We start from the raw sequence: 20,529 nt of genomic DNA on the forward strand, positions 1-20,529 counted from the left end.
GCGGCATTGCCACAATTGCTGTTTCAAGCTAGCGAGACTTGGAAGTCGTGCGGCGCTGGCGCCGCCTCGACATGTCGCTATCGGCGGCGAGCCCCGCCGGATTGGAGCTGTTTGCCGATGATCACGCGCCGCACTTTCACCGCCGCAATGTCGCTGACCGGCTTGGTCGCGGTCGCCGGCGTCTCGCCGTTCCGGCTGATCGACGCCGCCTTCGCCCAGAGCAAGGAGGCCGCCACTGCCGCCGACGTTGCCAAGCCGATGTCGCTGCCCGACATGGCGCTGGGTCCGAAGGACGCCGCCGTCACCGTTACCGAATACGCCTCGCTGACCTGCTCGCATTGCGCCACCTTCGACCAGCAGGTGTTCCCGCAGCTCAAAAAGGCCTACATCGACACCGGCAAGGTTCGCTGGGTGTTCCGTGAGTTCCCGCTCGATATCAAGGCGGCAGCCGGCTCGATGCTGTCGCGCTGCATCGCCAAGGACGACTCCGCCAAGTACTTCGCGGTCACCGACGTGCTGTTCAAGAGCCAGACCGAGTGGGTGCTGAAAGACACCACCGAGCAGCTCAAGCGGATCGGCAAGCAGGCCGGCCTGTCGGGCGAAGAGGTCGAAGCCTGCCTGAAGGACCAGGCGCTGCTCGACAAGATCGCCGCCGACCAGAAATACGCCAACGAAGTGCTGAAGGTGAACGCCACCCCAACGTTCTTCATCAACGGCGAAATGCTGCGCGGCGAGAACTCGTTCGAAGAATTCGCCAAGCGGATCGACGCGCTGCTGGCGAAGAAGAGCTGAGGCGGGGGCGCTGGTAACAAAGCGGCCCACTCGCGTCGTCGAGCCGCCGCTCTGAAGTCAACCGCACCTGATCAATCGTCATCCCCGCGAAGGCGGGGATCCAGTATCCCAGAGCATTCGCGGCCAGCATCGAGCGGTACGACAATCGCTCTGGAATACTGGGTCGCCCGGACAAGTGTTCAGCCCGGAGACATAGTCGACACGTGTTCGGAGACATGACCGACACTTTCCACGCCCGTCAAGTCGATGGTGGCGACTTGGTGGGCGGCGAAGAACACGCCGTATTTGCCGTCGGTGGAGAGCGGCCTGATGGCCAAGCGCTCTCCGGCGAAGGCTTGCGGCACCTTCCACAAACGACCTTTGAAGCTGACATAGGCCTTGGTTTTCGAGACGGATCGGACGATGTCGCGCTCATCGTATTCTGGAGTCGGCAGGCGGTCCGGTAGAGAACGCCGGCTCGGCTGGTAGCGATCAGCAGGCACCAGCTGGCCTAGCGACTCGTGAGGGCGCTCGAAGTTGTACACCTCGCGCCAGGAATCGAAGGCACGTTGCGCCTCGGCGAGGTCGCGCAAGGGCCGCAGCGCAAACACCTCGTCGTCCAGCGTGCGATGAAAACGCTCGTTCTTGCCGCGGCTCTGCGGGTGATAGGGACGACTACGGATCACCCTGATGCCGAGCTTGAGCAGCCACACAGAGAGCCATGTCCAGCGCTCGCCGGAACTGTCCGACCACGGCGAGCCGTTGTCGACGAAGATCGTGTCGGGCAAGCCGTAGTGCCGGAACGTCGTTTGCAGCCTGTCCTGCACGGTTTCGCCGCGCTGATCGGCGCAAGCCTGGAGGCACAGATCGTAGCGTGAGTGATCGTCCACCACGGTCAGCGGATGGCAGCGGACGTCGTTGCCGAGCCGAACCCAGCCTTTGAAGTCCATCTGCCAAAGCATGTTCGGCGCCGGCATCTCGAACCGCAGCGTCGCCGGTGGACCGCCGGCGGCAGGCTTGATCCGGCCGTGCCGGCGCAGGATCTCGTGGATCGTCGACACCGCCGGAGCGTGCTGTCCGGACCGGTCCATCGAGCTGGCGATCTTGCGCGCGCCCCATGCCGGATGCGCATCACGAACCGCCAGCACCTGGGCCTCACACGCCGCCGAGGTCTGCCGCGGGCTGTCCTGCGGCCGCCGCGACAGGTCGGCGAGATCACCTCCGGCCGCCCATCGCTCCAACCATTTGTAGCCGGTCGTCCAATGAATGCCGAACCGCCGGCACAGCTCGCGCCGGTTCGCCCCCTCCTGCATCGCAAGCCGTACGAACTCGCGTCTCTGATCCACTGCCGACACCTCACGCCAGGGCATGGACTTGGCCTCCAATCGCCAAATCCAGCCACTATGATGCGTCGACTATGTCTCCGAACACCCGTAGGTCATGTCTCCGGGCTGAACATCAAGCCGGGCGATGACCGCGGGAGGTGAGGCATACCAAAAGCCGGAGCCTCATCCTTGCAATTTTCACACGGGTATTGAACGCGACGCTATCGACTGCTGAGGCTGATCGCCTCCTCCCCCGGGAGTAAGTGGCATCCATGGGAAAGCTGATTCAGAGCGCCGCCAATCAGCAGATCAAGCTGGCCGCGACCTTCGTGAACAACATTGGGGTCGGCTTCATTATCGCCGGGATCATCGCGCCGGGCCTGTCGATGTTGACCGACCGGCCGATGCTCACGAAGGAGGCCTTCTTGGGTGCGGGCCTTCGTTGTGCTGTTTTGGGTGTCGTCCTACATTTGCTGGGACGAAGCGCCCTGCGGAGGATTCAATGAACGATATCCTCTTTCTACTTACCGTTCCGGTCATCGTTACCCTGATGGCAGCCGGTGTGGTCTGGCACAGCAACCGGCAAGCTGGCGCCGCGTTGCAAGCGTCGGAGGCCGAAGCGAAGGACGCCAAGGCGCTCCTCCAATCGGGCAAGTTCGGCGGTCGCGACAACCTGTTCACGGCAATCCGGGTGACGTATTCGGGACGCCGGGAACAGAACCAAAAACAAGCCTGACATCTGCTCCGCGGTCCATGTTCGAAGCCTTGCTTCGCGACGGCACCTTGGCGGAACGTTGATGATCAGGATCACAAACAGCCACGCCCGATCGTTCTCGCGGCTCCGCTGAGCCCGAGCTGTGCGCCCGTCGCTATCACAGCGAGGGGCGGGGGCGCGCCGCTTGGCGCAAATTGGTGGTTGGATCGCGATGGCTTGCGAACCATCGCGCAGGCGCCGTCGCGGCGCGCCCACCAGCGGCGATCTTTGGCGTCGGGACCGTTCTTCCGGGCGCGGGGAGCACGGGGATTTCTCCCGTCTCGTTCCGTCCCGTCCAGCCACGCACAGGGCAGCCGCTCGTAGTAGCGGCGGCATAGCAGTTTGCTTTGCGCAAACTGCGTAAACTTGTTTGCGCTGACCTTCTGCCTCCCGGACGATCGGCTTGCGAGGCCGCTCGCGCAGGACGCCGCGTCATCCGGCTTCGGCTGAAACGTCAGCCGCTTGCCGAACCCGCCGGCCGGTTTCCCGGCCGACGATCTGTCCCGCTTCCAAGCGCCCTTGAGAAGCGCCCCTCACGGACGGGACGATACGGACTCTAGTCTTTTTAGGAATATTATCGCACTTATATACTTGTCAAATGTGCGAATAGTCCTAGGCTGAAACAGCCGGAAAAGCCCGGCTGACGCGCCCGAAGGAAACTAAGTCAAGGACATGAGTGCGTTTCGCCAAACAAAGGTGAAGCGCTATGGATGGAAACAAGGAGACTACAATTTCGGACGCAATGATAGACGCCGGTTTTGAGGAGCTTTCCAGACCGGGAATAGTGGATGATCCTGGGAAGGAGGATAGGATGGTGGTCGCGAGAATATATCGCGCCATGGCACGAACTTCTCAGGAAGGGGCTCATCCTCCTTTCTTCGAACCGTCCACCAGTTGAAATTCCCGGCGTAGTGGCGAAGACAGTCGGCCTTCGCGATAAACTCATAGACGTCGTCTATAAAAATGGAACTGCCCTTTCTCCCGCTCCAGATGTTGGGAGCCACAAGGCCGAATTCCATTTTTGATGTTAGCCCGACAGCTTTCCAGTGCACTATTTCATTTCGGCGTTGCTCAAGTTGCCTTATTAGCCCGAATAAGCCGGCCTGCTTTGGCGTTCCGTGCCAGTATTGATCGTATTGCTTGCCAAATTTGGCATCGATCAAATCTTCCAGTATCTTTTGGCGCAATCCGCTGTTCGTAAGGCGAAAAAAGACAATGCCGCCGAGCTTCATATTTGCGCCAATGAGGTGCGCAAAGACTTCCATTAGTATCTGTTCGAATGCGCTGTATGCATCGAGAGATACTCCGCGCGCTATTTGCAGCTCGTATCGGGACAATTGACTAATGGTTAAGGAATCTTTCGCTGGCACAACGCTCCTCATGGGTGCACTCGTGCGTATGAAGCCGAAGCCGCACGAGGAAATGAAACTTGCAAAGTCGGCCCTCTCCTCGGACGAAACGCCGAAACGCAAAGAGAAGAAAACGAAACCCAGCCATTAAGCTGGGCTTCGCTACGCAACACTCGCCGGGGATGATCTATCCCCAGTGTCGCCATTGGCCAACTTGGGCCGGGCCCAAGTTGCTAAAAGCCGAAGTCGAGTTGTCCCGGCAGCGAACGGAAGTGGGAGCAAACATGCTCCAACTTCCCGTACCTCCAACGGAGGTACGCACTGACAAAGACAGACTTCGACCGGCCGCTATGGTGGTTTCCCATAGCTTGCCTCCCTGTCTGCTTTGGCGGGTTACAGCCCGCCAGCTCGGGCCCACGGTACGCAGGTCCCCGGATGAGGAGCCCGACCTCACGGTCGGTTGCAGAAGGTTTGCCGATGACGACGCTGGGAAATCTACTCTGATTCGCTCCGTCGGCTCCGCCAAAGCCGAAAACGTTTAGCGGCTTGTTTTATGGGTAATCTTAGTTAGTCGGCCGGTACGTCAGACGCTTTCCCTCGATACCTTTGAGGGCAAGAGCCGTCCGTTCCCCATCGGTAACGCCGAGGCGGGAGCGATTGTTGTAGCGGAATTCGAACTTCACCAGATACCGCCGCAAGTGCTGTTCGCCGCAGAATGGATAGACGCCGAAGAAGTTCTCGACGTTGTTGGTGGTGAAGCCCCGAGGGTTCACGTATTCGCGGCCGGTGTGGTTCACGGTCTGGTGGTCGCCGTAGGCCTTGCCGACGTTCTTGTAAAACCGGCTTCGTCCGTAACCAGCGTGGCCTTACGCTGGACGTTCGTGAAAAGGATTCGTTGACGAAGACAAGGGCCAAGTCCGCATGTCAAGACCACGTCACGGCGGACGGCGCACTGCTTTTCGGCCGCAGCCAGAGGCAATGGTGCGGCGGATGACCGGAGAATCGATCCTCGTCCGCGTCATCGCTTCCAGATCGGTATTGAGGAGCGACGCCGACAGCCTTTATGCTCTCGGCATGAAGACAACGATCAAGCCACGCAGCGTTCGGGCCGCGCTTCTCCGCCGGCTGAAGTCGCGTGCGGCATTGGCAGGCTTATCGCTGACTGACTACTTAACCAGCGAGCTTGATCGTGGCGCGAAGCGGCCGACGCTCGATGAATGGCGAGTGCGGTTGCACAGCCGACCTGAAGTACGCCTTTCCGTTGCGCCGGCCGAAGCGGTGCGTGCCGAGCGCGGTGACCTGTGATCGTCAATGTCTCGACATTTGCGTCACTCGCTGACGATGCGCCGTCAACGCACGACAAGCCTGCAAGGAGATCGATGATGAAGATCAAGATCGTGGTGCACGAAGCGGAAGAAGGCGGCTACTGGGCCGAAGTACCGGCAATTCCGGGCTGTGCGACCCAGGGCGAGACGATGGACGAACTGATGCGCAATCTGCGGGAGGCGGTCGAGGGCTGCCTGTCGATCGAGGTGGCGCCTCCTTCCCCCGGTGGTAACGAGCAGATGCTGGAATTGACGGCGTGACCTCGGTCTCCGGCCGCGCATTTGCTCGACTGATCGAGCAGCGTGGCTGGATTTTACTACGCGTCAGCGGCAGCCACCGCATTTACGGCAAGCCGGACAGCGCTATTTGCTCTCTGTTCCAATTCACGCCAACACCGCTTTGAAAACCGGTCTGCTGCGTCACTTGATGAAACTCGCGCAGATCAGCGACGAAGACTTGAACTCGTAGTGCAGGCCGCGAGCGCTCCGGATGCGAATGGCACCGGAACGGCACGCTCGGCGCTCAGCCAAGAGCTACCCGGGCAGAGCAGCGGGGCTTCGGCTCCCTGGTGGACCCGCGAAATCCCCAGATTTATCGCGCATTTCCTGCGAATCCCGCCGTGGAAAAGCCCGCTGGCGTGGTTGCTCATGCCTTAATCGGCGGCCATTGTCGCCGGCTAACGCCGCCACCGGCTGCGAGCGAGTTGCGACCGGGCGGGACAACCTATGGTATTGTCCTGCTTGAGAGATTCGCCACAGCCGCGGGAACCTGCGGCCCATAGAGCATCGGACCAGATGAAACTCACGCGTCTCCGCCTCCACGGCTTCAAGTCGTTCGTCGAGCCCACCGACTTCATGATCGAGCCGGGTCTGACCGGCGTGGTCGGGCCGAACGGCTGCGGCAAGTCCAATCTGGTGGAAGCGCTGCGCTGGGCGATGGGCGAGACCTCGCACAAATCGCTGCGCGCCACCGACATGGACGCGGTGATCTTCGCCGGCTCCGGCAACCGCCCGGCGCGCAACCACGCCGAAGTGGTGATGTCGATCGACAACTCCGATCGCACCGCGCCGGCGGCGCTGAACGATTCCGACACTTTGGACATCTCGCGCCGGATCGAGCGCGAGGCCGGCTCGCAATATCGTATCAACGGCCGCGAAGTCCGCGCCCGCGACGTGCAATTGCTGTTCGCCGACGCCGCCACCGGCGCGCGGTCGCCGGCGCTGGTCCACCAGGGCAAGATCGGTGAAATCATCCAGGCCAAACCGGAGCAGCGCCGGCGCGTGCTCGAAGACGCCGCCGGCGTCGCCGGCCTGCACGCCCGCCGCCATGAAGCCGAACTGCGGCTGAAAGCGGCCGAAACCAACCTGACCCGCGTCGAGGACGTGATCGGCCAGCTCTCGACCCAGGTCGACGGGCTGAAGAAGCAGGCGCGCCAGGCGATCCGGTTCCGCGAAGTCGCCGCCAAGGTCCGCAAGACCGAGGCGATGCTGTATCATCTGCGCTGGCGCGACGCCCAGGCGGAGGTCGGCGCCGCGGCCGAGGTGCACGATCTCGGCGTGCGCCAGCTCGCCGAAACCACCCGGGTGCAGGCCGAAGCTTCCCGCATCCAGGCCGAGCGCGCCTCCACGTTGCCGGGCCTGCGCGAGGCCGAAGCCCGCGCCGCCGCCGGCCTGCAGCGGCTGATCAACGCCCGCGAACAGCTCGACCGCGAAGAGGTCCGTGCCAAGGAGCGCGTGGTCGAACTGGAGCGGCGGCTGGCGCAGTTTTCCTCCGACGTCGAACGCGAGCAGCGGCTGGCGATCGACGCCGACGCCGCACTGGAACGGCTCGACACCGAAGACGTCGAGCTGCGCGAGGAGATCCTGGAGCGGGTCGAGAAGCGCAGCGGCGTCGACGAGCGCGTCGCCGAAGCCGATGCCTCGCTGAGCGAGGCCGAACAGTTGTTCGCCGAACTGACCACCCAGCTCGCCGAGCTGACCGCGCGGCGCAACCAGTTCGAGCAGAGCGTCCGCACCCATCGCGACCGGCTGGCGCGGCTCGACACCGAGATCAAGAACGTCGAGAGCGAAATCGACCGGCTCGCCGCCGAAACCTCCGGCGCCGGCGACCTGACCGAACTCGCTGAAGCGGTCGAGATCGCTCAGGAGCTGCTCGCCGAACAGGAATCCGCGGTGCAGGCCGCGGAAGCCGCCCATGTCGCCGCCCGGCAGACGCTGGATGGCTCGCGCAGCCCGCTGACCGAAGCCGACAAGCGGGTGCAGCGGCTCGAGACCGAAGCCAAGACCATCAGCAAGATTCTCAACGGCGAGACCAAGAATCTGTGGCCGCCGATCATCGACGGCATCACCGTCGCCAAGGGCTATGAGAAAGCGATCGGCGCCGTACTCGGGGACGATCTCGACGCCCCGGTCGATCCCTCGGCGCCAATGCGCTGGACCGATGTCGGCGTGCAGCCGGAAGACCCGGCGCTGCCCGAAGGCGTCGAGGCGCTGGCCCAGCACGTCACCGCGCCGCCGGAGCTGGCGCGCCGCCTAGCCCAGATCGGCGTCGTGACCAAGGAGCGCGGCAATGAGCTGTGCGAGCAGCTCAAGACCGGCCAGCGGCTGGTGTCGCTCGACGGCGACGTCTGGCGTTGGGACGGCTTCGTCGCCTCGGCCCATGCGCCGACCGGCGCCGCCCGCCGCCTCGCCGAACGCGCGCGCCTGACCGACATCGAAAACGAGCTGGAACAGGCCCGGATCGAGGCCAACGCCAAGCGCCAGGCGCTGGAGACCGCCGAAGCCGAACTGAAGATGGCGGCCGCCGCCGAGACCGCTTCGCGTGAGAGCCTGCGCGGCGCCCGCCGCGAGGTCGACGCTGCGCGCGAGCGCTTCGCCGCCGCCGAGCGCGAGGTCAACCGCCACGCCGCACGCAAATCGGCGCTGGCCGAGGCGCAGTCGCGGCTCGCCACCGACCGCGCCGAAGCCGAAGCCGCGCTGGAGAACGCCGAAGCGCAGATCGCCGAGCTGGAGCCGAACACCGAGGCCGAAGCCCGCCTCGCCGCGGTCCGCGGCGACATCGACGGCCGCCGCCGCATCGCCGCGCAGATCCGCGCAGAAGCCCAGGCGCTGGCGCGCGAAGCCGAGCTCGCCGACAAGCGGCTGCAGGCGATCGCCGCCGAGCGGATGGACTGGCAGAAGCGCAAGGCCGGCGCGGCCTCGCAGATCGCCACCGTCGAGGAGCGTGTCGCCGAACTCACCGCCGAGCGCGCCGAGCTGGACAACGCGCCGGAAGTGTTCGCCGAAAAGCGCAGCGCGGTGATCACCGAGATCGAATACGCCGAAGCCGACCGCCGCGCCGCCGCCGACGCCCTGGCCGCCGCCGAGCAGGCGATGGCCGAGACCGACCGCCTGGCGAAGGCCTCGCTCGAACAGCTCTCCAGCGCCCGCGAAGCCTGCGCCCGTGCCGAGGAGCGGATGGAGGCGGCCCGCCGCCGGCTCGAGGACATCGAGCGCGAAATCCGCGACATGCTCGAGGTCGAACCGCAGGCCGCGGCCCAGCTCGCCGAGATCGCCGAGGGCGCCGACCTGCCGCCGCTCGCCGAAATCGAGGAGAACCTGGAAAAGCTGCGCCGCGACCGCGAACGGCTCGGCGCCGTCAACCTGCGCGCCGAGGAAGAGCTGAACGAGGTCGAGACCCAGCACGGCACGCTGGCGGCCGAGCGCGACGACCTGGTCGAAGCGATCAAGAAGCTGCGCACCGGCATCCAGAGCCTGAACAAGGAAGCCCGCGAACGCCTCTTGGCCTCGTTCGAGGTCGTCAACGGTCACTTCAAGCGGCTGTTCACCACGCTGTTCGGCGGCGGCGAGGCCGAGCTGAAGCTGATCGAAAGCGACGACCCGCTCGAAGCCGGCCTCGAGATCATCGCCAAGCCGCCGGGCAAGAAGCCGCAGTCGCTGTCGCTGCTGTCGGGCGGCGAGCAGGCGCTGACCGCGATGGCGCTGATCTTCGCGGTGTTCCTCACCAACCCGTCGCCGATCTGCGTGCTGGACGAAGTCGACGCACCGCTCGACGACCACAACGTCGAACGGTTCTGCGACCTGTTGCAGCAGATGCGGGAAACCACCGAGACGCGGTTCATCATCATCACCCACAACCCGATCACCATGGCCCGCATGAACCGCCTGTTCGGCGTCACCATGGCCGAACGCGGCGTCTCCCAGCTCGTCTCGGTCGACCTGCAGGGCGCGGTGGATATTCTGGATCAGAACGTGGCGTGATTTCCCCGCCCCTGCTGGGGAGGGCAATCGCAGATGCAAGCCCTCGGGCCATTACTCCGGCTCTCGCTTCACCCTCCCCTGGAGGGGGAGGGTAAGGCATGTCAGGCATGATCCCCCCATCCCTCCCCGCCGATCTCAAAGCCGTGCTGGAGCAGTTGCTACACGGCACGCAACGTGCCGACGCGGCCGCGCGGGCGGAGCGGATTTCGCTGACCTATCGCGGCGGCGGCACCTCGGCGCCGATCACCAGCGAGGCCGACGCGCTGGCCTATGCGGGCGCGCGGATGCCGGCGACCTATGCGGCGGTGATCGCCTGCCTCAACGCGATGTCCGCGATCCGGCCCGGCTTCGCGCCGACAACGCTGCTCGACGTCGGCGCCGGCCCCGGCACCGCGAGTTGGGCCGCCGCCCAGGCGTTCGAAACGCTGCAACATTTCACGCTGCTCGACGCCAATCCGGCACTGCGCAGGCTGGCGCTGCAACTGGCCGAGGCGACGCGGCTGCCTGCGATCGACTACCGGCTCGGCGACGCCTGCAAGGCGCTGGCCGATGCGCCGGAGGCGGCGCTGGTGATCGCCAGCTACGTCATCAACGAGCTCTCCGAGGCGGCGCGCGCGCCGTTCGCCGACATGCTGTGGCGCAAGACCACCGATACGCTGCTGGTGGTCGAGCCCGGCACGCCCACCGGGTATCGGCGCATTCTCGATCTGCGCGACCGGCTGATCGCGCAAGGGGCGCGCGTCATCGCGCCGTGCCCGCATGAGAACGCCTGTCCGCTGAGCGCGCCGGACTGGTGCCACTTCGTGCAACGGCTGCCGCGCTCGAAGCTGCATCTGCAGCTCAAGGCCGCCGACGTGCCGTTCGAAGACGAGAAGTTCAGCTATGTGGTGCTGACTCGCGCCAGCCTGCCGGAGCGGCCGGCGCGGGTGCTGACCCAGCCCGAACAGACCAAGGCGGCAATCACCGCCAAGCTGTGCACGCCCGGCGGCCGGCTCGACCTCGCCGTCGCGCCTCGCCGCGACAAACCGGCCTATGCGCGGTTTCGGCGACTGGCATGGGGCGATACGCTCGATTGAACGTTCGCACCTGCAGGGGCGACCAATCGGGACCGCGCCGGTTGCGCGGGCCCTGTTGCGCGCCTGATGTTCCAGCGAGACGGAGCAGGATCTTGGTTGGATGGGAGCCGCCAATATGTGGATTTTTCTCGGCATTATCGCCGCGCTCGCGCTGTATGCGCTGCTGACCTACAATCGCCTGGTGGCGCTGCGCCAGCGCGTCGGCCAGGCGTTCGCAGATATCGACGTGCAGCTCAAGCAGCGGCACGATCTGATTCCGAACCTGGTCGAAACAGTGAAGGGCTACGCGGCGCACGAGCGCTCGACGCTCGACGACGTCGTCAAGGCGCGCAACGCCGCGATCTCGGCGCAGGGGCCAGGCCAGATGGCGGCCGCCGAGAACGCGCTGACCGCCTCGCTCGGCCGGCTGATCGCGCTCGGCGAGGCGTATCCGGACCTCAAGGCCAACGCCAATTTCCAGCAGCTCCAAAGCGAACTCAGCGACATCGAGAACAAGATCGCGGCCAGCCGCCGGTTCTTCAACAACGCCGTGCAGGAGTACAACACCGGCATCCAGCAGATGCCCGCCGCGCTGTTCGCCGCCCCGCTCGGCTTCACCCACAAGGACTATTTCGACCTCGGCGAAACCCGCACCCAGGTCGAGCAGGTGCCGCAGGTAAAGTTCTAGCCCCTGGTCATTCCGGGGCGCCGCAAAGCGGCGAACCCGGAATCTCGCGCTGTTTCTAAGGACACCTCACCTCGGGATTCCGGGTTCGCGAACTGCGTTCGCGCCCCGGAATGACGGGGATAGGTTCGGACCCGATCGGATCGCCATCATGGCCGCCTACGGTCTCTACACCCACATCGCCGCCAACAAGACCCGGTCGATCGTGTTGCTGATCGGGCTGTTCGTGCTGGTGTATGTGCTGGTCTATGCCGGCGCACTGATCGCCGAGGTGGTGGTCGACGGCGGGCGCACGGTGCCGGACTATCTGCGGGCCGCGGCGGCCGACCTGATCCAGGCGGCACCGTTCGCCACCGTCGGCGCGGCGCTGTGGATCGTGATCGCCTACTTCTTTCACCAGAAGCTGATCGACGCCGTCACCGGCGGACATGCGGTGACGCGGGCCGAACAGCCGCGGCTGTATAATCTCCTGGAGAACCTGTGCATCTCGCGCGGCATCCCGATGCCGAAGCTGAAGATCATGGACAGCGCGGCGCTGAACGCCTTCGCCAGCGGCCTCAATCCGAAGCAATACGCCATCACCGTGACGTCGGGGCTGGTCGACCGGCTCGATGATGCCGAGATCGAAGCGGTACTGGCGCACGAGCTGACCCACATCAAAAACGGCGACGTGCAGATGATGGTGATCGCGGTGATCATCGCCGGCGTCGTCGGGTTTTTCGGCGAGCTGATGTTCCGGCTGTTCTTCCAGGGCGGAGTCAGAATCGGCGGCGGCTGGTCGGGCGGCGGTTCGTCGTCGTCGTCCTCGTCGTCGAGCGGCCGCAAGGGCGGCGGCGCGATCGTCGTGGTGATTCTGGCGATCGTGCTGATCCTGCTGGCCTGGCTGCTGTCGCAGGTGGTCAAGCTGGCGCTGTCGCGGTCGCGCGAATTTCTCGCCGACGCCGGATCGGTGGAGCTGACCAAGAATCCCGATGCGATGATCTCGGCGCTGCGCAAGATCGAGAACCGCGGCGAGCTGCCGGGCGCGACCTCGGCGGTGATGGAGATGTGCCTCGACAATCCGCGCTCCGGCTTCTCCGATCTGTTCGCCACCCACCCGTCGGTGGAATCCCGCGTCGATGCGCTGGTGAAATTCGCCGGCGGGCATTACCTGCCGCCGCTGCCCGCTCTGCCGGCGGCGGACGGGGAGGACGGCGCCAATGCGGCAGCCCCGGACGGTCCGAAGGACGACGCTGCGGCGCCAGTCGCAGCCGGGCAGGTGCATGGTCCGTGGGGCGACGCGCCTGCGCCCAAGCGGTCGCTGCTGCGCGGGCCGTGGGGCTGGCGGAGCTGATCCGGGACGCGCAGCCGCCATCGCCTCGCATCTGAAGGAATTTGTTGAGGACCTTCAGGCGTCATCGCCGCGCCGATTGAATTATCCCTTGTTTCTGCCATGTTCGCGCCCAAAGCAGAGGTCTGCACCCCGGCCTCCGCGGCCGCGGTGGGGGATCGAACCGGCCCGAAAAGGAATCTCATGGCGAAGCCAGCAGTGATCGTCGTCGGCGCAGACAAGGGCGGCGTCGGCAAAACCACGGTGTCGCGCACCCTGCTCGACTATTTCAGCGCCAACAACGTCCCGACCCGCGCCTTCGACACCGAGTCGCCGCGCGGCACGCTGAAGCGCTTCCATCCCGACATCACCGAGATCGTCGACATGACGTCGACGGCCGACCAGATGAAGATCTTCGACACGCTGAATTCGGCGGTGCCGTCGGTGACGGTGATCGACGTCCGCGCCGGCCTGTTGTCGCCGGCGCTGGCCTCGCTCCGCGACATCGGCTTCCTCGACGCGGCGCGCTCCGGCCAGATCACCTTCGCGGTGTTCCACATCCTGGGGCCCTCGATCGCGTCATTGGACGAGATTGCCGAGACCGCCAACTTCATGATCGGCGCGAAGTACTTCTTGACGAAGAACTTCATCAACAACACCAGCTTCTTCGAGTGGGACCAGGCGACCTACAATTCGTACTTCCACCGCATCAAGGACGCCACCGAGCTGACGATTCCGAAGCTCAACGAAATGGCCTACGAGCAGGTCGAAGTGTCGTCGGTGCCGTTCCTGAAGTTCGTCGCCAACAAGGGCGTCAGCGGCGAGCCGGCCAACTACTCGTTCGTGCTGCGCGGCTATGTCCGGCACTGGCTCGCCAACGTCTGGAGCGAGTTCGACCGGATCAAGCTGACCGACATCGTCGGCAAGGACAAGAACGGGCGCGGCACCCCGGTGACCGACGAGCCGGGCGAGAAATAGTTCGCATCGCTGCGGAATCCGGCTATATCGGACGGCATTCCCGACCGATCCAGCCTGATGTCGCGCACCCCGGTTTACATTGTCTGTTCGCCGCGGCCGTTCGTCGGCAAGACCCTGATCGCTCGCGTGCTCACCGAATATCTGCTGCTGCAGCGCGGCGCGGTGCTGGCGTTCGACGTCAACGTCAAGGAGCCGTCGCTGCTCGACTATCTGCCGCGCGTCACCGAGACCGCACAGGTCGACGACACCTTCGGCAAGATGGCGCTGATGGACCGGCTGATCCTGGACGACGACCTCGCCAAGGTGGTCGACCTCGGCTTCCATGCCTTCGACGAGTTCTTCAACACGTTCGCGGAGATCGGCTTCATCAAGGAAGCGGCGCGGCGCCGGGTGGCACCGGTGGTGCTGTTCCTCGCCGACACCGACCGCAACTCGGCGCGCGCCTACGACCGCCTGCAGGACATCGTGCCGCCGCGGCAGCTCATCACCATCGACAACGAGCACATCCTGCTCGGCGAGCTGCCGGCGGTGTACCGCCACGGCCGGGTGATGCGAATCCGAGGGCTGCCACCGTTTCTGAAGACCTACATTGACCGCGTGAACTTCTCGTTCACCGGCTACCTGCGCGCCGAGCCCGACGCCTCCACCGAACTCAACCAGTGGATCCGTGGCAACTACACGACCTTCCGCGCGCTGGAGCTTGAGCTGACCCAGGGGCGGTAGTGCGGCTATCGCACCACAGACGGTGTTGCAGCTTGAGCGTTCATCCGCGATCTCGCCTTGCAGGCGGCGGGCTCCCTCGCCCCGCTCTTGCGGGGAGAGGGCTGGGGTGAGGGGCTACGGCCTCCCAGCGGATGCCGCAGCTTGCTGATGCAGTGCCCGGCCCCTCACCCGTATTGCTGCGCAATCCGACCTCTCCCCGCCATGCGGCGAGAGGTTAAGTCAATGCCCTTCGAACGCGACCAACGTCCGGACCGGGACGCCCATGGCGCGGATCTTGGCGGCGCCGCCAAGTTCGGGCAGATCGATGACGAAGCAGGCGGCGAGGACTTCGGCACCGATCTGGCGCAGCAGCTTGATCGCCCCCTCGGCGGTTCCGCCGGTGGCGATCAGGTCGTCGACCAGGATCACCCGTTCGCCTGGTTTTACCGCATCGACGTGAATCTCAATGTGGTCGGTGCCGTATTCCAGCGCGTATTCCATCGACACGCAGGTGTGCGGCAGCTTGCCCTTCTTGCGGATCGGGACGAAGCCCGACGAGACCTGATGGGCGATCGCGCCGCCGATGATGAAGCCGCGCGCCTCGATGCCGGCGACCTTGTCGATCTTCGAGCCCGCCCAGGGCTGCACCAGTTCGTCGATGGCGCGGCGGAATGCCCGCGGCTCGCCGAGCAGCGTGGTGATGTCGCGGAACATGATGCCGGGCTTGGGATAGTCCGGAATAGCCCGGACACTGGCCTTCAAATCTTGGGCGAACTCGGGGGTCATCGGCGCGGGTCTTTCGTTACGGATGGCGCAATTCGTCATTGGCGGGCGGGAGGCGCAAGTCGGGCAATTCGGCTGAGTTGCCGCCGGGGGTTGGTAGCAGAGCTCCCCCGGCGGGCCTTCGATCTGGATCAATCGGCGCCGCAGGCCATTCGGCTTAGGCCGGCTGGCCGAGCCGGAAGGCGTTCTCGACGATCCGCAGCCCGACCTCGCCGCCGAGCGACATCAGCGACTCGGGGTGGAACTGCACGCCGCCGACCGGCAGGGTGTTGTGCTCGATCGCCATCGCGATGCCGTCTTCGGTGGAGGCGGTGACGGTCAGTTCCTTCGGCATGTCGCGCATGTCGACATAGAGCGAGTGGTAGCGGCCGATCGTAACTTCGTTGGGCAAGCCACGCATCAGCGTACCGCCGCGCACCTGGATCCGCGACGGGCGGCCATGCGCAGGCTGCGCGAGCTGGCCGAGCGTGCCGCCGAAATACTCACCCATCGCCTGCACGCCGAGGCAGACGCCGAAGATCGGCAGCTTCTTGGCAAGCGCGGCGTCGATCGTGTCCTTGATCCTGAAGTCCTCGGGCCGGCCGGGACCGGGCGACAGCACCAGAAGATCATAGCTGTTCTCGGCCAGCATCTTCAGGCCGTGGACATAGCGCACCACGGTGACCTGGGCGCCGACCTGGCGGAAATAGTCGGCCAGCATGTGCACGAAGCTGTCGTCGTGGTCGACCAGCAGCACCTTCTTGCCCGAGCCGGTGGCGTCCGGCGCCAGCGCGGACAGCGGCTTGGCCGGATCGCCGCGCAGCGCCTGGAACAGCGCCGCGGCCTTGACCTGGCATTCCTTGTCCTCGGCCACCGGATCGCTGTCGAACAGGCAGGTGGCGCCGACCCGGACCTCGGCGAGGCCGTCCTTCATCCGGATCGTGCGGATGGTCAGGCCGGTATTGATCGAGCCGTCGAAGCCAACCGCCCCGAACGCGCCGGCATACCAGCGCCGCGGGCTGCGCTCGTTGTCCTCGACGAACTGCATCGCCCACAGTTTCGGCGCGCCGGTGACCGTCACCGCCCAGGCGTGGGTCAGAAACGCGTCGAGCGCATCGAAGCCGGGGCGCAGCATGCCCTCGACGTGATCGACGGTGTGGAACAGCTTCGAATAGGTCTCGATCTGCCGCCGCGCCAGCACCTTGATGGTGCCCGGGACGCAGACCCGCGCCTTGTCGTTGCGGTCGACGTCGGTGCACATGTTGAGCTCGAACTCGTCCTTCTCCGAGTTCAGGAGCTTCTGGATCTGCTCGGCGTCGCTGATCGCGTCGACGCCGCGGGCGATGGTGCCGGAGATCGGGCAGGTCTCGATCCGGCGGCCGTCGGAGCGGACGAACATTTCCGGCGAGGCCGACACCAGGAATTCGCCGTCGCCGAGATTGAGCAGGCCGCCATAGGGCGACGGGTTGATCCGGCACAGCCGCTTGAACACTTCGGCCGGCGAGCGCTCGCACGGCTCGCCGAACAACTGGCCCGGCACCGCCTCGAACAGGTCGCCGCGGGCAAACGCCGCGCGCGCCTTCTCGACCACCTTGGGGTAGTCGCCCGGGGCGTGGTCGGCGAAACCCTGCCGGCCGGTCTGGGTGTAGACGCTCTCGGCGGTCTCGTTCGGCTGCCCGGCGGTGAACTGTCCCTTCCAGGCGAACTCGTAGGCGATGCTGACACCTCGGCCGGTGGCGCGGTCGTAGGCCAGCAGGCGGTCCGGCACGTACAGCACGATGTCGCGCTGGTCAGCCTCGCGGGCGCGCTTCTGCTTCAGGTCCTCGAACTGGAACACCAGGTCGTAGGCGAAGGCGCCGTACAGCCCGAGCATCGGATCGGCCGGCGAAGCGAACGCGGCGATGACGGCGCGCACCAGCGAGATCGCGCTGGCGCGGCGGGTGCGCTGCTCCTCGTCGACCGGGGCCTCGCCGCGGACAATGTGCCCCCTGATCTTGGTTGCGCAGGCCTGCTCGACCACCACGCAGGGCTCTTCCAGCTTGTCGGACAGGAACGCGATCAGCACCCGGCCGCGCGGATTCAGCGCCTCGATGGTGAATTTCTCGGCCCTCGTGGTCAACGCCAGCGGCGGATCGGCGAAGCCGAGGTCGAAGCTCTCGTAGCGGCCCGGCACGGTTGTGCCGGACGACAGCATCACGCCGCGGCGGTGATCGAGCAGGTCGATCAACTCGTCGAGCGCCTGGCCGCCGGCAAAGGGCTGGGCGCTGCGCGTCACCGCGAGGCCCGCGGCGGTCTTGTAGTCGCTGGTCGCGGGAAGCGAAAAAACGGTCCTGTTCATGGCATCCTCTTAAGCAACTTGCCGAAGGAACGCCACACAGGACAAACGAAGGCCGCCTCGCGTGGCGGCCTCAGGACGATCGGAAATCAACGGGATCGCACGGCCACCTCTGGTTACGAGGTGCGCCACCAACGACGTCTGAGCTGCGGGGTCGGGCGGAACGTGCGCATGAGCGGCAGACCATCACTCCGGCCGGGCGGAGTCAAGGGCCGGCCGGCGCCAGCCGCCTGCAACCAAAGCAGCAGGGCACATGGCCGGGGCTGGACTATGCTGGTCACCCTGGCGGAGCGCTCCGATGAAGGTTCGAGACGTCATTCTGCTGATCGAGGCGGATGGGTGGATCCACATCGCTACCCGCGGAAGCCACCGGCAATTCAAGCACCCTTGGAAGCCAGGCCGTGTTACGGTCGCCGGCAAGCCCTCCGATGATCTTGCCCCGGGCACATTTGCCAGTATCCTCAAACAGGCAGGTCTAAAGGAGCGGCGCTGATGCGCTACGCGGTGGTGATCGAAAAAGCCGAAGGTAATTATTCGGCTTATGTGCCGGACCTTCCCGGCTGCGTCGCGACCGGCGACAGCGTCGCTGCCGTCGAGGCCGAGATCCGGGAGGCGATCCGGTTTCACATCGACGGCTTGAGAGAGGACGGATTGCCTGTGCCGCAGCCGACCAGTCTGGCCGAGTACGTCGAGACCTGAAGGTCGGTCCACGGCTGCCCAACTGGAGCGCTTACTTGGCAGGTCGGCGCGTCTTACTCACGCACACCGCGCCCGTTAACCCGTCTTGCGTGCCACGATGTAGGGGCCGTGCGGGTTGGTGCCGAACACCCGCTCGTCGGCGATCTCGAAGCCGGCATCGCGGATCGCCTGGCGCAGTGCGCTGCGGGTCAGGGTCTGGGCACGCGGGAACAGGCCGATGCTGCGGAGGACGAAGAACAGCGCGCGCAACTTGAAGCCCATCTCGGCAAAGCACCAGGTCTTGCTGATCAACAGCCCGCCCGGCTTCAGGTGAGCGTGGATCTGCGCCAGAGTGCGCGGCATGTCCGGCACCAGATGCAGCACCTGGAAGGCGCAGATCGCATCGAACGGACCGCCGTCGAAGGCGGTGGCGGCATCGGCCTGCACGAAGCGCAGATTGGCCGGCGCCGGCTTGGCGCGGGCGATCCGCAGCATCTCGGCCGAGAAGTCGGTGGCGATCCATTCGGCGGCATGCGGCGCCAGCCGGATCGCGGCGGAGCCGGTGCCGCAGCCGATCTCCAGCACCCGGTCGGTCGGCCGCAGCCGACCCGCCGCATCGGCCAGCATCGCGTCGAACGCGGCCGGATCCTTGATCGGCCGCGCCGCGTAGCGGTCGGCGACCTTGTCCCAGAATTTGGCGTTTGCGGCCTCGGCCATTCGCGGCTCCTCCCGTCCAGTCGTCACAGATACGGCTCGACGATGCCGCGCAGGTCGACCCGCGCCCGCATCCGCGTCGCCAGCATGTAGATGCCGCCGAACTTGCGCTGCAGAAACAGCGTGTCCATCGGCGGGATCCGGAAATGCGCGCGGTCCGACGCCATCGCCATGCCGGCTTCGCGCATCCGCACCGCCAGATCGCTGGCGCCGAAATCGAATGGCGCATCCTGCCGCAGCGGCTGCAGCGACATTTCGAACATCTCGAGCATCGCCTGCTCCAGCCGCGCCGGCACGCCGTCGGCGAGAAAGCCGATGTCGCGCGCAGCGGCGCGGATGCCGGGGCGATCGCCGCTCAGCCCGGCGCGCAGCAGGCGGCGATACAGCTCGGCGAACTCTGCGGGGAAGGCGCGGGTAGCGCCGAAATCCAGCAGCAGGACTTGCCCGGTCGCCGGCGCGTAGCGGTAGTTGGCGAAGTTCGGATCGGTCTGCATCAGCCGGAATTCGAACAGCTCGCGGAACAAGAGCCCGATCAGCAGCGTCAGCACCCGGTCGCGCTCCGGCTGCGGCGCCGCGGCGAGGCTGTCGACCGGGCTGCCGTCGACATAGCTCATCGCCAGGACGTTCGGCGCCGTCAGATCGGGGTGCAACTCGGGCACGCGGAATTCCGGCCGGTCGGCGAGCAGCGCGCCGAAGGTCGACAGGCAGCGGCCCTCGCGCTCGTAATCGGCCTCTTCGTGCAACTGGCGCTTGGCCTCGGCGATCATCGGCGCGATGTCGACGCCGCCCGGCACCAGGCCGGCGACGCGCATCAGCGAGGCGACGTTGTTGACGTCGGAATCGATGCTGCGGCGGACGCCGGGATACTGCACCTTGATCGCCAGATCGCGGCCGTCCCTGGTCCGCGCCCGATGGACCTGGCCGATCGAGGCCGCCGCGATCGGCTCGGCGTCGAATTCGGCAAAGCGCTGCTGCCAGTTACGGCCCCACGCTTCGGTCAGCACCCGCCTGAGCTGCGGCACCGGCATGTGGTGCGCTTCCGAGCGCAGCCGGCCGAGGATTTCGGCCAGTTCCGGCGGCAGCATGTCGCCGGCGTCCATCGAGATTAGCTGGCCAACCTTCATTGCGGCGCCGCGCATCTGCGCCAGCCGGTCGGCGACCTTGAGCGCATTCGCCGGGGTCAGCAGCAGTTCGTCCATCCGGGGGCGCTGCCCGCGGACGAGCTGACCGGCAACATCGGCGGCGACGTTGCCAGCGATGGAGGAAGCCAGCCCGCCCAGCTTGGCGAGCCGCGACAGCCGCGAGCTCGGCACGGCGAGCGCCTTCCTCTCGATCTTCCGATGCGGCATCGTGGCTCCTTCAGGGCGGCGCCAACTGCAATGAATGGGGTGGCGCGGGGGACGAGCGGGTTCGGGACCCTGCTCCGGCTGAGCCTTCATTGCCGCCTGCGGCTCTGACCGTCTGTGATCATGTCACCCCGATCGCCGCCCACCGCCTCGCCGATTGTCCACGGAACGCCGGCGCCGC

19 protein-coding genes and 1 pseudogene are annotated in these 20,529 nt (G+C 65.8%); 13 read left to right on the forward strand and 7 right to left on the reverse strand.

Annotated features, from left to right (window positions below; all coding sequences use genetic code 11):
- The first annotated feature begins 117 nt into the window (after positions 1 to 117).
- Positions 118 to 792, forward strand: coding sequence for a DsbA family protein (locus FLL57_RS17640; protein WP_013504334.1), 675 nt, complete (start codon positions 118 to 120; stop codon positions 790 to 792).
- A 179-nt stretch (positions 793 to 971) separates the two neighbouring features.
- On the opposite strand, the gene FLL57_RS17645 is transcribed toward FLL57_RS17640, so the two are convergent.
- Positions 972 to 2,141 carry an IS481 family transposase gene (locus FLL57_RS17645; protein WP_142884189.1) on the reverse strand — a complete coding sequence of 390 codons (1,170 nt, stop codon included), beginning with the start codon at positions 2,139 to 2,141 and terminating at the stop codon, positions 972 to 974.
- 227 nt (positions 2,142 to 2,368) lie between these two features.
- On the opposite strand from FLL57_RS17645, the gene FLL57_RS17650 reads away from it, so the two are divergent.
- Together FLL57_RS17650 and FLL57_RS17655 are read left to right on the forward strand one after the other, a co-directional pair.
- Positions 2,369 to 2,602 (forward strand): hypothetical protein, encoded by a 234-nt coding sequence (locus FLL57_RS17650; protein WP_142883558.1) that lies wholly within the window; start codon positions 2,369 to 2,371, stop codon positions 2,600 to 2,602.
- Positions 2,599 to 2,832 carry a hypothetical protein gene (locus tag FLL57_RS17655; RefSeq protein WP_142883559.1) on the forward strand — a complete coding sequence of 78 codons (234 nt, stop codon included), beginning with the start codon at positions 2,599 to 2,601 and terminating at the stop codon, positions 2,830 to 2,832. Before FLL57_RS17650 ends, FLL57_RS17655 begins: the two co-directional genes overlap by 4 nt.
- Before the next feature lie 743 nt (positions 2,833 to 3,575).
- Here the strand turns inward: FLL57_RS17655 and FLL57_RS17660 are convergent.
- Both FLL57_RS17660 and FLL57_RS17665 read right to left on the reverse strand, forming a co-directional pair.
- Positions 3,576 to 4,232, reverse strand: coding sequence for a hypothetical protein (locus FLL57_RS17660; RefSeq protein WP_142883560.1), 657 nt, complete (start codon positions 4,230 to 4,232; stop codon positions 3,576 to 3,578).
- 530 nt (positions 4,233 to 4,762) lie between these two features.
- Positions 4,763 to 5,199 (reverse strand): annotated as a pseudogene (locus tag FLL57_RS17665) (transposase); the annotation flags it as partial.
- Here FLL57_RS17665 and FLL57_RS17670 point away from each other — a divergent pair.
- From FLL57_RS17670 to FLL57_RS17710, 8 genes are all read left to right on the forward strand, one after another.
- Positions 5,190 to 5,504, forward strand: coding sequence for a hypothetical protein (locus FLL57_RS17670; RefSeq protein ID WP_235677163.1), 315 nt, complete (start codon positions 5,190 to 5,192; stop codon positions 5,502 to 5,504). The pseudogene FLL57_RS17665 and the gene FLL57_RS17670 overlap by 10 nt on opposite strands.
- A gap of 77 nt (positions 5,505 to 5,581) precedes the next feature.
- Positions 5,582 to 5,785, forward strand: coding sequence for a type II toxin-antitoxin system HicB family antitoxin (locus FLL57_RS17675; protein ID WP_142883561.1), 204 nt, complete (start codon positions 5,582 to 5,584; stop codon positions 5,783 to 5,785).
- A 534-nt stretch (positions 5,786 to 6,319) separates the two neighbouring features.
- The gene (smc, locus tag FLL57_RS17685; protein ID WP_142884244.1) at positions 6,320 to 9,784 is read left to right on the forward strand and encodes a chromosome segregation protein SMC; all 3,465 of its coding nucleotides are present in this window, start codon (positions 6,320 to 6,322) and stop codon (positions 9,782 to 9,784) included.
- A gap of 107 nt (positions 9,785 to 9,891) precedes the next feature.
- Complete coding sequence (locus FLL57_RS17690) at positions 9,892 to 10,860, forward strand: small ribosomal subunit Rsm22 family protein (protein WP_142883562.1); 969 nt, start codon at positions 9,892 to 9,894, stop codon at positions 10,858 to 10,860.
- A gap of 115 nt (positions 10,861 to 10,975) precedes the next feature.
- The gene (locus tag FLL57_RS17695) at positions 10,976 to 11,527 is read left to right on the forward strand and encodes a LemA family protein (protein ID WP_142884245.1); all 552 of its coding nucleotides are present in this window, start codon (positions 10,976 to 10,978) and stop codon (positions 11,525 to 11,527) included.
- 148 nt (positions 11,528 to 11,675) lie between these two features.
- The gene (locus FLL57_RS17700) at positions 11,676 to 12,857 is read left to right on the forward strand and encodes a M48 family metallopeptidase (RefSeq protein WP_142883563.1); all 1,182 of its coding nucleotides are present in this window, start codon (positions 11,676 to 11,678) and stop codon (positions 12,855 to 12,857) included.
- Between the two features lie 180 nt (positions 12,858 to 13,037).
- The gene (locus tag FLL57_RS17705; RefSeq protein ID WP_011160028.1) at positions 13,038 to 13,811 is read left to right on the forward strand and encodes a hypothetical protein; all 774 of its coding nucleotides are present in this window, start codon (positions 13,038 to 13,040) and stop codon (positions 13,809 to 13,811) included.
- A gap of 57 nt (positions 13,812 to 13,868) precedes the next feature.
- Positions 13,869 to 14,534 carry a hypothetical protein gene (locus FLL57_RS17710; protein ID WP_142883564.1) on the forward strand — a complete coding sequence of 222 codons (666 nt, stop codon included), beginning with the start codon at positions 13,869 to 13,871 and terminating at the stop codon, positions 14,532 to 14,534.
- A gap of 219 nt (positions 14,535 to 14,753) precedes the next feature.
- Here FLL57_RS17710 and FLL57_RS17715 read toward each other — a convergent pair whose 3' ends face one another.
- A complete protein-coding gene (locus tag FLL57_RS17715) occupies positions 14,754 to 15,299 on the reverse strand; it encodes an adenine phosphoribosyltransferase (RefSeq protein ID WP_013504342.1) in 546 nt (181 codons plus the stop codon).
- Positions 15,300 to 15,453: 154 nt separating this feature from the next.
- Positions 15,454 to 17,613 carry an anthranilate synthase component I gene (locus tag FLL57_RS17720; RefSeq protein WP_013504343.1) on the reverse strand — a complete coding sequence of 720 codons (2,160 nt, stop codon included), beginning with the start codon at positions 17,611 to 17,613 and terminating at the stop codon, positions 15,454 to 15,456.
- A gap of 295 nt (positions 17,614 to 17,908) precedes the next feature.
- Here FLL57_RS17720 and FLL57_RS17725 point away from each other — a divergent pair, with 295 nt between their 5' ends.
- Together FLL57_RS17725 and FLL57_RS17730 are read left to right on the forward strand one after the other, a co-directional pair.
- Complete coding sequence (locus FLL57_RS17725) at positions 17,909 to 18,103, forward strand: type II toxin-antitoxin system HicA family toxin (protein ID WP_142883565.1); 195 nt, start codon at positions 17,909 to 17,911, stop codon at positions 18,101 to 18,103.
- Positions 18,103 to 18,309: a type II toxin-antitoxin system HicB family antitoxin gene (locus FLL57_RS17730; protein ID WP_013504345.1), complete on the forward strand. Its 207-nt coding sequence runs from the start codon at positions 18,103 to 18,105 to the stop codon at positions 18,307 to 18,309. The genes FLL57_RS17725 and FLL57_RS17730 overlap by 1 nt, the downstream gene beginning before the upstream one ends.
- 75 nt (positions 18,310 to 18,384) lie before the next feature.
- On the opposite strand, the gene FLL57_RS17735 is transcribed toward FLL57_RS17730, so the two are convergent.
- Positions 18,385 to 19,005 carry a class I SAM-dependent methyltransferase gene (locus FLL57_RS17735; protein ID WP_142883566.1) on the reverse strand — a complete coding sequence of 207 codons (621 nt, stop codon included), beginning with the start codon at positions 19,003 to 19,005 and terminating at the stop codon, positions 18,385 to 18,387.
- A 23-nt stretch (positions 19,006 to 19,028) separates the two neighbouring features.
- Positions 19,029 to 20,351, reverse strand: a complete 1,323-nt coding sequence (locus FLL57_RS17740) for an ABC1 kinase family protein (protein ID WP_142883567.1) — start codon at positions 20,349 to 20,351, stop codon at positions 19,029 to 19,031.
- Between the last annotated feature and the right edge of the window lie 178 nt (positions 20,352 to 20,529).

Source organism: Rhodopseudomonas palustris (genome assembly GCF_007005445.1).
Classification (GTDB): Bacteria; Pseudomonadota; Alphaproteobacteria; order Rhizobiales; family Xanthobacteraceae; genus Rhodopseudomonas; species Rhodopseudomonas palustris_G.

What these genes read in the sequence shown, in the direction of transcription:
- FLL57_RS17695 (WP_142884245.1), top strand. Translation starts at nt 10,976, where the DNA reads ATGTGGATTTTTCTCGGCATTATCGCCGCGCTCGCGCTGTATGCGCTG.
- FLL57_RS17645 (WP_142884189.1), bottom strand. Translation starts at nt 2,141, where the DNA reads ATGCCCTGGCGTGAGGTGTCGGCAGTGGATCAGAGACGCGAGTTCGTA.
- FLL57_RS17690 (WP_142883562.1), top strand. Translation starts at nt 9,892, where the DNA reads ATGATCCCCCCATCCCTCCCCGCCGATCTCAAAGCCGTGCTGGAGCAG.
- smc (WP_142884244.1), top strand. Translation starts at nt 6,320, where the DNA reads ATGAAACTCACGCGTCTCCGCCTCCACGGCTTCAAGTCGTTCGTCGAG.
- FLL57_RS17705 (WP_011160028.1), top strand. Translation starts at nt 13,038, where the DNA reads ATGGCGAAGCCAGCAGTGATCGTCGTCGGCGCAGACAAGGGCGGCGTC.
- FLL57_RS17650 (WP_142883558.1), top strand. Translation starts at nt 2,369, where the DNA reads ATGGGAAAGCTGATTCAGAGCGCCGCCAATCAGCAGATCAAGCTGGCC.
- FLL57_RS17655 (WP_142883559.1), top strand. Translation starts at nt 2,599, where the DNA reads ATGAACGATATCCTCTTTCTACTTACCGTTCCGGTCATCGTTACCCTG.
- FLL57_RS17675 (WP_142883561.1), top strand. Translation starts at nt 5,582, where the DNA reads ATGAAGATCAAGATCGTGGTGCACGAAGCGGAAGAAGGCGGCTACTGG.
- FLL57_RS17730 (WP_013504345.1), top strand. Translation starts at nt 18,103, where the DNA reads ATGCGCTACGCGGTGGTGATCGAAAAAGCCGAAGGTAATTATTCGGCT.
- FLL57_RS17715 (WP_013504342.1), bottom strand. Translation starts at nt 15,299, where the DNA reads ATGACCCCCGAGTTCGCCCAAGATTTGAAGGCCAGTGTCCGGGCTATT.
- FLL57_RS17670 (WP_235677163.1), top strand. Translation starts at nt 5,190, where the DNA reads ATGACCGGAGAATCGATCCTCGTCCGCGTCATCGCTTCCAGATCGGTA.
- FLL57_RS17740 (WP_142883567.1), bottom strand. Translation starts at nt 20,351, where the DNA reads ATGCCGCATCGGAAGATCGAGAGGAAGGCGCTCGCCGTGCCGAGCTCG.
- FLL57_RS17700 (WP_142883563.1), top strand. Translation starts at nt 11,676, where the DNA reads ATGGCCGCCTACGGTCTCTACACCCACATCGCCGCCAACAAGACCCGG.
- FLL57_RS17640 (WP_013504334.1), top strand. Translation starts at nt 118, where the DNA reads ATGATCACGCGCCGCACTTTCACCGCCGCAATGTCGCTGACCGGCTTG.
- FLL57_RS17725 (WP_142883565.1), top strand. Translation starts at nt 17,909, where the DNA reads ATGAAGGTTCGAGACGTCATTCTGCTGATCGAGGCGGATGGGTGGATC.
- FLL57_RS17720 (WP_013504343.1), bottom strand. Translation starts at nt 17,613, where the DNA reads ATGAACAGGACCGTTTTTTCGCTTCCCGCGACCAGCGACTACAAGACC.
- FLL57_RS17735 (WP_142883566.1), bottom strand. Translation starts at nt 19,005, where the DNA reads ATGGCCGAGGCCGCAAACGCCAAATTCTGGGACAAGGTCGCCGACCGC.
- FLL57_RS17710 (WP_142883564.1), top strand. Translation starts at nt 13,869, where the DNA reads ATGTCGCGCACCCCGGTTTACATTGTCTGTTCGCCGCGGCCGTTCGTC.
- FLL57_RS17660 (WP_142883560.1), bottom strand. Translation starts at nt 4,232, where the DNA reads ATGAGGAGCGTTGTGCCAGCGAAAGATTCCTTAACCATTAGTCAATTG.